The sequence below is a fragment of the Leptolyngbya sp. FACHB-671 genome (assembly GCF_014695745.1).
Classification (GTDB): Bacteria; Cyanobacteriota; Cyanobacteriia; order Elainellales; family Elainellaceae; genus JAAUTN01.
The window spans coordinates 1-10,706 of the sequence record NZ_JACJOV010000069.1 but is presented as its reverse complement, the minus strand read 5'-3'; the positions used below and the strand labels follow the sequence as shown (position 1 = coordinate 10,706).

General features: G+C 48.3%; 10 protein-coding genes. 4 read left to right on the top strand and 6 right to left on the bottom strand.

Annotation, left to right across the window (positions count from 1 at the left end):
* Positions 1 to 906: 906 nt before the first annotated feature.
* Positions 907 to 1,722 (bottom strand): aminotransferase class IV family protein, encoded by an 816-nt coding sequence (locus H6F93_RS08845; protein ID WP_190680121.1) that lies wholly within the window; start codon positions 1,720 to 1,722, stop codon positions 907 to 909.
* 84 nt (positions 1,723 to 1,806) lie between these two features.
* On the opposite strand from H6F93_RS08845, the gene H6F93_RS08840 reads away from it, so the two are divergent.
* The 3 genes from H6F93_RS08840 (at position 1,807) to H6F93_RS08830 (ending at position 5,777) form a co-directional block, all read left to right on the top strand.
* Positions 1,807 to 2,160: a MerR family transcriptional regulator gene (locus tag H6F93_RS08840; protein WP_190680120.1), complete on the top strand. Its 354-nt coding sequence runs from the start codon at positions 1,807 to 1,809 to the stop codon at positions 2,158 to 2,160.
* Positions 2,161 to 2,441: 281 nt separating this feature from the next.
* A complete protein-coding gene (locus tag H6F93_RS08835; RefSeq protein WP_190680119.1) occupies positions 2,442 to 4,640 on the top strand; it encodes a histidine kinase dimerization/phosphoacceptor domain -containing protein in 2,199 nt (732 codons plus the stop codon).
* A gap of 3 nt (positions 4,641 to 4,643) precedes the next feature.
* Positions 4,644 to 5,777 carry a hybrid sensor histidine kinase/response regulator gene (locus H6F93_RS08830; protein ID WP_190680118.1) on the top strand — a complete coding sequence of 378 codons (1,134 nt, stop codon included), beginning with the start codon at positions 4,644 to 4,646 and terminating at the stop codon, positions 5,775 to 5,777.
* Positions 5,778 to 6,320: 543 nt separating this feature from the next.
* On the opposite strand, the gene H6F93_RS08820 is transcribed toward H6F93_RS08830, so the two are convergent.
* From H6F93_RS08820 to H6F93_RS08800, 5 genes are all read right to left on the bottom strand, one after another.
* Entirely contained in the window at positions 6,321 to 6,533 is a 213-nt protein-coding gene (locus H6F93_RS08820; protein WP_190680117.1) for a hypothetical protein, read from the bottom strand.
* 2 nt (positions 6,534 to 6,535) lie between these two features.
* The gene (locus tag H6F93_RS08815; protein ID WP_190680116.1) at positions 6,536 to 6,901 is read right to left on the bottom strand and encodes a GIY-YIG nuclease family protein; all 366 of its coding nucleotides are present in this window, start codon (positions 6,899 to 6,901) and stop codon (positions 6,536 to 6,538) included.
* Positions 6,894 to 7,826, bottom strand: a complete 933-nt coding sequence (locus H6F93_RS08810; protein WP_190680115.1) for a ParB/RepB/Spo0J family partition protein — start codon at positions 7,824 to 7,826, stop codon at positions 6,894 to 6,896. The genes H6F93_RS08815 and H6F93_RS08810 overlap by 8 nt, the downstream gene beginning before the upstream one ends.
* Positions 7,827 to 7,941: 115 nt before the next feature.
* Positions 7,942 to 8,463 carry an AAA family ATPase gene (locus tag H6F93_RS08805; protein WP_242043360.1) on the bottom strand — a complete coding sequence of 174 codons (522 nt, stop codon included), beginning with the start codon at positions 8,461 to 8,463 and terminating at the stop codon, positions 7,942 to 7,944.
* 108 nt (positions 8,464 to 8,571) lie between these two features.
* Positions 8,572 to 9,384, bottom strand: a complete 813-nt coding sequence (locus tag H6F93_RS08800) for a hypothetical protein (protein WP_190680114.1) — start codon at positions 9,382 to 9,384, stop codon at positions 8,572 to 8,574.
* A 670-nt stretch (positions 9,385 to 10,054) separates the two neighbouring features.
* Between H6F93_RS08800 and H6F93_RS08795 the strand changes: the two genes are divergently transcribed.
* Positions 10,055 to 10,621 carry a tyrosine-type recombinase/integrase gene (locus H6F93_RS08795; RefSeq protein ID WP_190680113.1) on the top strand — a complete coding sequence of 189 codons (567 nt, stop codon included), beginning with the start codon at positions 10,055 to 10,057 and terminating at the stop codon, positions 10,619 to 10,621.
* The last annotated feature ends 85 nt before the right edge of the window (positions 10,622 to 10,706 follow it).

The window sequence follows — 10,706 nt, the reverse complement described above, 5'->3', positions numbered from 1 at the left end:
TTGCTCGGATTGTGTCTTGGCTTAAGGGAGAACCATTACCTAAACTTCGGGTGTCACGTTTTGCAGCACTGGCACCGCCATGAGACACCTGTAGTACGTTCGCCAACAGCAACCGCGAAAAGGACAAGTGACCGGGATAGGTCAAGGGGACAGTGTCTCTCAAGCCAAGTTTATCGAAGAAATCTTTGGAATCGCAGGTTAAAGGGGTGATAAGGATAAGAATCGTTTATCCTTACGTGGAATTTGCGACACAACCAGTTAAGCTGCTCAGACGTAAAAGGGGCGATCGCTCCATCTTCTACTCATACCTACCTATAGGAACGGGTAGCTTCCCGACTATCTCAGAGCCAGAGGAAGCAGGATGATACATTCATATCAAAACCGCCGACCACGCTTTATCAAATCGGCATATAGAAAAACAAAGCCTTGACCGGTAGGTTAGGGCTTATTGTTTTGGTCAATGCCTTAAATATTATTAGTAGGGCAGCAGGGCGATCGCCCTGCTAATTGGCGTGATTGAAGCGAAGCTGTCACCAGATGCAATTAGACCGAATCCTAAGCCTGAAACAACGTAAATTCGTTAGCCGTAGAGGCAAATGAGGGATACAACAGAAATTTGTAGTACATACAAACTGCTCTCAATCTCTTTGCCTGTATTGGTTTCAGCCTAATTGCATTTCATGACAGCTTCGCTCTCATCACTCCATCAAGGCTGATAAAGCAGTTCCTTATTTCTTTCATGCGGCAGAAAACGCGAAATGTTGGGGTAGAGATTGTGCTTAGACGCAGGAGAGCGATCGCTCTAACATTCTTCATGCTTACCCATAAAAACGGGTAGTTTCCCGACTATTCCAGAGCAGGAGGAAGCAGGATGATGCATCTACATCGCACCGCTACCTTTACCCCTTAAAGGAAATTGGCGGGTTCAGCCTTGTAGGCTTTATGGAGCAATCTGATGAAGGGTTTTGCTTCCGCGATAACATTTGAAGCAAAGGCAGTGACTGGAATACCGGGTGTCCATGAATTCATCACTGCGGCACCAGACAGCTCTCCAAGACGTTCGAAAGTGATGGCTTCGAGGCGCTGTGGAATATCAAGGCGTTCTAATTGTCGCTGAATGATACCCATCATGGTGCCTTTTAACAGGGTAGCTTTTGGCCAGATAACCGTTCCATCATCCCAAAAGACAATATTCCATATTGTAGCTTCGCTCAAGCACCCATGACTATCCACGAAGGCGGCGTCATCGAATCCTTGCCGTATGGCTTGATGAAGATAGTAGGTCTTGCCGACTTCACCAACATGTTTAATGGTAGCCAGAGGTCTTTCATAATTCACAGTGCTCAGCCTCAGCGGTCCTTTGGGTCCATCGGATGGGGCTCCTGTACGGATAAGCACGGCAGGTTCTACATCCATGCTATTTGCAGTGAATTCTCCATTGGGTGAGAAAACGGTGACGGTCAAGGACTGATCTTCCTCTCCTTCTTCAACTGCCGTTTTGATATGGAACCGTAGCTTTTCGTCGGACGGCGCTCTGCCAAAAAGCTCTAGGGATGCCTTGCGCAGACGGTCGAGATGAAGATCCAGCCCTTTGATCTTGCAGCCTCTCACCTGCATTGCAGTGAAGTGTGCAAAACCCGCAAAAGCCAGAGGGCTCAGTTCAGAAAGGGTGGCCGGGTGTCCATCAATGCGTGATTGGTAAGTGCTTGATTGGGTCGTCATGGCATTAGCTCCTGATTGAATTTATGTAGAAGAGCTACTATCCTAAACTCTGACAGCACTGTTAGAGTCAAGGGGCAAAATGAGATGAGAGTAGGTGAACTGTCCAGACGTACTGGCGTGAGTATTAGAATGCTCCGCTACTATGAAACTGAAGGACTACTGAAGCCGAAGCGCACCACAAGTGGGTATCGTGATTACGCCTCAGATGAGGTGCAAACTGTCGAACGTATCAAGCTTCTTGGCTCAGCAGGTATGACTCTTGCGACAATCCTGCAATTCTTACCGTGTGTAAGAGGGGAGGGGCTCGCTTTCGAGCCGTGTGATGAGCTGCGCCATGTCTTGCACGAGCAAATCCGCCTTGCCGACCAGAAAGCGGCGGAACTGGCTCAAAGCCGAAAGGTTCTAGAGAGTTTTCTGTACGAGATTGAGAAAGACTGAAGGGGTATCTACACCATCTGGCTGGTTAAGCTTTTAATTCAAAAGTGCAGCGGTGTTAGGGTGTAGTTAAACTCAGCGGAGTGGGTGACTGCTCCGCTGAGTTTAACTGCATCCCTATACAAAGGTGACGATGATAAAAGCGGTGATTTGAGTACCCAGATCTGATAATCTCCTTCAGTCGCGTCAGGTATGCTTGATTTACTCCCAATGATTTGTTTCTGCTCATTTCCCTCCGAATCCCAGGTAAATCCAGCACCTGCCGCTCAACAATTAGTGTTTTCATGCATCCGCAACCCTCATCCAACCCACTTCTATCTTTAGGGTCTGCTATTGATCGTCGCCCACTCACCGTGTCTCCTGATACGTCCCTCAGTGATGCGATGATGATGATGAGCAAAGCGCAGAGCAGTTGCGTTCTGCCGGGTTTGGAACTCTCGCTCAACACCATCTTGATGAGCGAAGCTCGCGCAAGTGGGCTTCTGATTGTGGAAGGAACCCAGCTTCTGGGCGTATTCACTGAACGAGATGCACTTCAAGTGATCGTCTCAGGGCAACATTTAATCCAAGTCAAAATGGCTGACTTGGTGCATCGACCAGCCATTGCTCTCACCGAATCAGACAGTCAAACCGTTTTTACCGCCCTATCGCAACTGCGTCAGCATCGGATTCAGCATCTTCCCGTCGTAGATGAGCGGGAGCAATGGCTCGGCATCATCACCCCAGCCAGTATTCGTCATGTCTTACAGCTCGACGAATTACTGAAATCCAAGTCGTTAGCAGAGGTCGTCTCTCCGCCGGTCGTTAAAGCACCTGCCATCACATCCATTCTTGAGTTAGCCCAACGGATGGTCGAACAGAATGTGGATTGTGTTGTCCTAACTGACGATACAGATAATAATTCCCCAGTCGGATTAATTTTAGAACGGCATGTACTTCAGCTTTGGAGCTTAGGGCTGGATTTATCGCAAATTCAAGCACAAGCAGTCATGAGCGCTCCATTTCTAGACTTCGCTGCGTCTGAATCGGTTTTAGTGGCGTATTGGCGGATGCAGCAAGCCAAAGTGCAGCGGTTTGGGATATCCGGAGAGCAGGGGGACTTGTTAGGTGTGGTCTCACCCACGAGCTTTCTCGAGACGCTGGATCTCAACGAGATGCAGCGTGCAGTGGACCACCTGCAGCGATCGATCGAGCAGTTTGACGTTGCAGAATCCAACTCCACCCATGACCAATGTCCGGAGTTAGATCTTCAGTTGCTAGAGAACCCCACAGGCTTGCTGGAACAGTTGCAGTGCAGCCAGATTCTCGCCGCGATGGCACTCCACATTCGTGAGTCTTTAGATCTCAATGACATCTTGCAAAGGAGTGTCGAAGAGGTCCGACAATTCCTCAACACCGACCGCGTGATTATCTATCAGTTTCACCCCGACTGGACAGGTACGGTCGTAGTCGAGTCGGTGGAGGACGGTTGGAGACCAGCACTCAACAGCAGCATTCGAGATACCTGCTTTGCCCAAAACTATGCCCAAGCCTATAAAGCAGGTCGAACTCAAGTCTGTGACGATATCTACACCGCTGGCTTAACTCAGTGTCACATCGATATTCTGGTGCTCTACGATATTCGCGCCAGCTTAGTGGTTCCGATTCTACAAGGCGACCAGTTGTGGGGCTTGCTGTGTGCCTATCACTGTGCCGGGCCCAGACGCTGGCGATCGCTTGAGGTAGATCTCCTGAAGCAACTGGCAACACACATGGCGATCGCCATCCAACAATCCGAGCTATATCAGCAAGTCCAAAGCGAGCTTCAGGAGCGCAAGCGCACCGAGGAGCAACTGAAGCTATCCCTGAAAGAAAAAGAAGTCCTCCTGAAAGAGATTCACCACCGCGTTAAGAATAATCTCCAGGTGATCTCCAGTGTCTTGCGACTGCAATCAGACTACATCAAAGATGAACAGGTGCTGGCACTGTTCAAAGACAGCCAAAATCGCATTCGTTCGATGGCACTGATTCATGAGAAGCTGCACCAATCGAGCAATTTACTCAAAATCAACTTCGATGATTACATTCGGGACTTAGCAGACAATCTGCTGCGATCGTATGCCGCGAGTTCGCAGACCGCGATCTTGCGAACCAATGCAGCAGGGGTTTGGCTCAATATCGATACCGCCATTCCCTGTGGGTTGATTATCAATGAACTGGTGTCTAATGCTTTGAAACATGCCTTTCCAGCCCCAAATCCAACCAATGCAATCCGGGTTGAAATTCTCCCTACGCCGGATGATCGATTTACCTTAACCGTGCAAGATACTGGAATTGGCTTTCCGCCAGACCTCGATTTTCGCAACACCGACTCCCTCGGCTTGGAATTAGTTTGTATCTTCACTGAACAACTGGAAGGCACAATTGAGCGTGACCCGACTGAAGCGGCAGGAACGACCTTTATGATTACATTCTCAGAATTAGAAAGTACGGGGAAGGCATAACCGATGGTGGCTGAACGGATTTTGGTCGTTGAGGATGAACGAGTCGTGGCTCGAGACATCGAGAAGCGATTGAAGAAGTTGGGCTATATCGTACCTGCCTCTGTCGCCTCAGGAGAAGCCGCTGTTGAGAAGGTTGCAGAATTACGACCGGATTTAGTGTTGATGGACATCCGGCTCAAGGGGCAAATGGATGGCGTTGAAGCAGCAGAGCAGATTCGGTCCGACTTTGATACACCCGTCATTTATCTCACGGCCTATGCCGATGATGCGACCTTACAACGGGCGAAAGCGACCGAACCGTTTGGCTACATTGTGAAACCGTTTGATGAGCGTGACTTACAGGTCGCGATCGAAGTGGCTCTGCGTCGTCGCTTATCTGAGACCGCCATCCGAGTCGCTTTAGAGAAAGAGAAAGAGTTGAGCGAGCTGAAATCTCGGTTTTGGTCGATGGCTGCCCATGAACTGAGAAGCCCCATGACCTCGATTCTCAGTTGTGCGCAGCTACTGGAGCAAGAACATCACCGATTAACCGAAGACCGCCGCCGTGAGTTCTTATACATGATCCAACAATCGGTTCGCTCGATGGACCAATTGTTGAACGATTTATTGGCTGTGGGTCGTGTCGAGAGTGGCAGCTTGAAGTTTGAGCCTGCCTCTTTAAACTTGGAGGAGTTCTGTCAAAGACTCGTGGAACAACTCCAGTTCAGTGCGGAACCAGATCACCACATTGTGTTCAATTGCCAAGGTCAGTGTGAGCAGGCTTATTTGGACCCAAAGCTCCTGAGACACATTTTGACGAATTTGATTTCAAACGCCATCAAGTATTCTCCCCATAGAAGCCCGGTCTATTTCAATCTCACCTGCGTTGAGGGAGAGGTTACCTTCCAGATTCGAGACACGGGCATTGGCATTCCCCCAGACACGCAAAAGCATTTATTTCAGCCCTTTCAGCGAGCGAATAATGTCGGACAAATTCCAGGTACGGGACTTGGGTTGACCATGGTCAAGCGATGTTTGGATTTACACGGAGGGCGAATTGAGATCGAGAGTGAAGTGGATGTAGGTACAACCGTTATTGTTCGATTGTCTCAGCACCAGCAGGTGGACCGCCAACTGGAAAGGACGATGTTGAGTTGAAAGGGGATAACGACTCAGTTTCAGTAGCATTCATAAACTACCCCTATTTGGGGTGATGAGAGCGAAGCTGTCATGAAATGCAATTAGGCTGAAACCAATACAGGCAAAGAGATTGAGAGCAGTTTGTATGTACTACAAATTTCTGTTGTATCCCTCATTTGCCTCTACTGGCTAACGAATTTACGTTGTTTCAGGCTTGGGATTCGGTCTAATTGCATTTCATGACAGCTTCGCTTCAATCACGCCAACTTGGAGCGAGCACTGGGACTTACACTTCTATAGAGCCCATTTGATATCTCAAGAAGGAGCTGCAAGCCGCTTCAACATCAATCGCACAAAACAAAGGTCAATTTTAGTTTTGGCATGAGCTAGCGTTCGCTCAAAGTTTTTCGTCGGGCTCTTGCATCGTTCCATCCAAGCATTGGAACGCTCAATCACCCAACGAGCAATGGCTGGAACAAATCCTGACTTTCCAGGCTCAGCTTTGTCCTGTTTGGCGGGTTTCGTTGAGCGTTCAAACAACCTCTCAGACCCAACTAAACTTTAATACCGAGGCTTGCAGTCAGAGAAACCCAAGCACTCACTATCTAGAAAACCAGCCAGTGCCATTTCCAGTACAGCTTCCACAGGATACTCAATTTCTGCGGCTCGTCTTTCAAATGCTTCTTTAATTTTCTCAGGCAACGCTGCTAAAATCATCCGGGCTGCAACCGGGCTTAGGTGTTCTGTCGTTTCCTGTTCAACAGTAGGTTGCATGATCAGTCCCTCATAGGTATGCGAGCATTAAACGGCGGTTCGCTAATATTGAGGATAATGCGTTCTAGTTCTGATGATAACGCCCGCCACTGCATGAAGTCGAGGGTACAAGTTGCGATCGCCACATCCCGATAGTCATAGTCAGCAATCCATGACCACGTAATGGATTTGTGCCCACCTCGAAAACGCTCCTTAATATCCTGAGCCTTCCCCACGTACAGCAAACCCTCAGTTCGGTGTCGCACAGCATAAAGCCCCGGCTTCGTCGTCAAAGTAGCAAAATCACGACTGATCGGAACACAGCTAGGGAACGGCTGATTCATCAGAGCATCTAGAATAGCGCGTGCCTGCGTCTCAGTCTCAGTCATTGGTTGCAGTAAGCTTGTCTAATTCATCTAGCAGCTTGGTAATTTTGTCCCTCTTCCTGCGATCGCCCCACGTCTTATCCTTCTGCAATCGCTTACCGATTTCATTCCAACGCTGAACCAGAACCTTCTCGGGCATTTGCTCTGATTCGGGCTTTAGGTCCTTAATCCATGTTTTGATATCACTTAATGAAAGATTTTTAGCAATAGCTTGCTGCAATAACTCAGATCGTTGCTGCTCATCTTTGACTCTTGCGATTGCCCGCGCCTTGGTAAATTCTATTTTTCCTTCGCGAAGCGCTTTCAGAACTTCGGCAGGCAGATTGAGCAGTGGCAGTCGGCTTGTACGAAAAGATTCAGGTGTAAATCGCCCAATCCCAGCAAGAACAGATTCGATAGTCTGAAATTGGAGGAAAACGTTTCCCTCCAACTCCTGACCTCGTTTTTTTGCATGGTTAGCCCGATGTAGAATTGAAGCTACTTCGTCAGTGCTGCTATTAATTTCAACTGCTAGCAGTTCAAGAATTCCCTCTGTTTCCTCAATTGGATTTAGGTCTTCTCGTTGCAAATTCTCAATCAAAGCCACTTGAAAAGCTTGCCTGTCGTCAAACTCCCGGATGACAACAGGAACATCTTTCAAGCCAACCTCACAAGCAGCCCGGTAGCGTCTCTCTCCAGCCACCAATTCATAATTGCCGCTGCTTACAGGACGAACCAGCAAAGGCTCTAGGATGCCATGCTCCTTAACTGATCTGACAAGATGCTCCTGCTTTTCAGGATCAAAATAACGACGGGGTTGCCGCTTGGGTAGCTGAATTTGCTTGATAGAGACAGTTTGAGGCGACTGAGTGCTTTCAGGATCAGCAATGAATTTTTGGGCAAGGGATGCAGAAAGCCCTTGAGCAAGAGATTGCCTTGATTTAGCCATTCAAAACCTCCAAGGCTCTCTTGAACAGTTTCTCAATTTCACGTCTTGCAATTCCTGCGGTGGAGCCAGATAGGTCAAAAACCGTAGCGTTTTGTCCATAGCAATCTGCCATGATTTAGCGCTGGTGAATCACAGTATCTAAGACAAGGACATCAGGCATGAGCCGAAGTACCTCAACCGCCTCATCTTTCAATTTAGTTCCTTTCACCGCACGATTCACAAACATCACCGCCTTTGGCTCTCCCCGACGAATTCGCTGAGCCTGGTGAACTAGCCGGACAGTATCTGAGGCACTTTCAAGATCGACTCCTGTAGGTTGGCATGGAATGAGCGCTAAATCAGCCGTCAAAATAACAGCTCTGGTTATTTCAGAGAGAGCCGCAGGTCCATCAACAATCACCCACTTATAGGAGTCAGCTAGCTTAGGCAGTTCATCTAGAAGGGCATCAGGAGCTTGCAGAATTTGATAAGGAATCTCCTGCTCTAACCGTTCAAGCCACTTTGAAGATGAACATTGAGCATCGGCATCTACAACTAATACAGATTTCCCTTGTTTCTGTAGCCAGCGTGCAAGGTGTACCGCGATCGTTGACTTTCCCGCCCCACCTTTTTGATTGATAATTGCGACGATCGGCATGAGTAGTACCGAAATGACACTGAACAGTGTACGTCAAATTCTCTCTCTCAAATCAACGGACATGTTCTGAACCTGTTGAGTTGGAGGAAAATAGAATAAAGGTTTTCGCTAAACTTTGAATGCCTTTCCTGTACCCCACTCCTGAATCCTCCAGCGTCGGGGCTTAACGGCATCACCTTGATGAATGGTTTGCAGAACTCGTTGATTCTCCAGATTAACCACCAAGTCTGATGGAAGCCATAGGGCAGTACCCTCTCGCCAGGGAATCGTCGATCGCTGAATTTGCCAGGGAAATGAACCCGACCAACACAAACCGAACGAAATCTCACATGAAAGATAATCTTGCTGGTTTTGCAAGGTTACCAAGCTCGTCAGGCAGTCAGTTAACATCTCAGCAGATGGCAGAGCAACTGGGCGATTGTGGCTGTAAATGAAATAATCTCCAGCGATAACCAAACTGGCTTGCCATGTTACAGCTCGATGGGACGTACTTTCTTCTTCTAACACCAGAGCTGTGTAGTCTCCAGCCCCATCATCCACTTTGTACCATTCCTCTCGATAGACCTGATCTACCCCCTTCTCGATCAAGATGTCGTTCTGCCAATAAAGCAATCCAATATCTCGAACCAGCTGCGGAGGTTGGTAATCGATATATCTCACCCACTGACACTGCCCCTGATCAAACTGGGCGATACCTGCAAAGCCCTGCTGTCTAGATAAAGCAAAAGCATCGTCTCTTGTAAGGGATGAGAAGTTCGCCTGCTTCAAGTCAGGGCGATCGCTGGGAAGCCGAAGATCGCCAAAACAGGAGGAAGTTTGCAGATAAAACACTTGCGTTTGAGTGTCACGCTGTCCATCTGCGGTTTCGATTGACAACCGCTTCCACAGCCCCCTCAACCAGTCAGGAACAGCATTTGTCATCAGTTGAAATGCGGTCTGCCTTACGAAACAACGCTAAACCAGAGTGAATCTTGGGCTTCAAGATAACTGAGGCAGAATCCCAAGAGTGTATCTGCCATAACCAGATCACTGGAATTGGTTCTATACAACTTGAATGTTGATTAGCTCATCTCACATCTAAATCAACAATTTCTTCGATTTCTGCTCCATAAGAATCGGATAAGGGGTTTTGTAGCCCACTACCTATGAAAGCATCTGAATTTCATAATCAGCTTGCCAGTAGTACCTTAATTGCTGACTATTGCTGTTCTACTGCTTCAAGCCTAGTCAGAATATCTAAAGTGTTGCTCCAACCATCAAAGCAATCGCCTCGTGCAGTACTTGGGATAAGTTGCGCCCGGTCTTAGTGGCGGATCGCCTCAATCTTTGTCTTCCACTCTGGTGGCACCCTCGTCGAGACATCTGGGTTAGGTTGTCTGTCCCATCGTCATCTTTAAAAACTCTTAACCTAAGTCTCACCAGTCTCACTCTGTAAACGTTGAAGCCTTTGCATTCTCAATAAGAGAGCATTTTGAGCAATAAGGCTTTATTCTCTGGCTACGTTCAGCAGAGCTGCCGTCAAACGCAGCAACCTCGTTCGTATTTCAGCGGGAATACGAATAGAATGGGGAAAAGCTTTTTGAGGTGAGTCATGCCGCGTGATGGGAAGACGAATCGATCCGGCAGCGCTGCAATTTTAGAACCGGATGAACTGCAAAACTTATTTGGCGAACTAGATGACCCCTACCGGGCAATTCCCCAAATCTGCTACTTGACCGCTGGCAGAATTGGTGAGGTGGTGAACCTGCGGGTTGAGCATCTGAGGAATGGCTATGTCGTTTTCCCAGTTCCCAACACAAAGACCAATGAGACGCGCAAAGTAGTTATGTCAGAGCCGTTGCAGAAGGTGCTGGAGCGAATTAAGCCAGCAGCAGGCTATCTCTTCCCGTCTGGCTCTAAGACTGGACATATCACTGCTAGAGCAGTAGAGAAGCATGTCAAGTTAGCGGCTGAACTGCTGGGTTTTGAAGGGGTGAGTCTGCACAGCTTCAGGCGATCTCGACTGACTCACCTGCATGAGCAAGGCTGGGGACTGCACGAACTGAAGCGGGTAAGCGGTCATAAATCTCTGTCGCAGCTTCAAGCTTATTTAGGTGTGGATCAGGCAGTGGTAGACGAGAAGTTGAAGCGGGCTGATGCGGGGTTTGAGGTAGCTTAAAGGGGTAATTGAAGCGAACGTGCTATGAGGGGCAATTAGGCTGAAACCCTTGTCTAGCAAAGATTTCACGTTAGTTAGCTTGTAC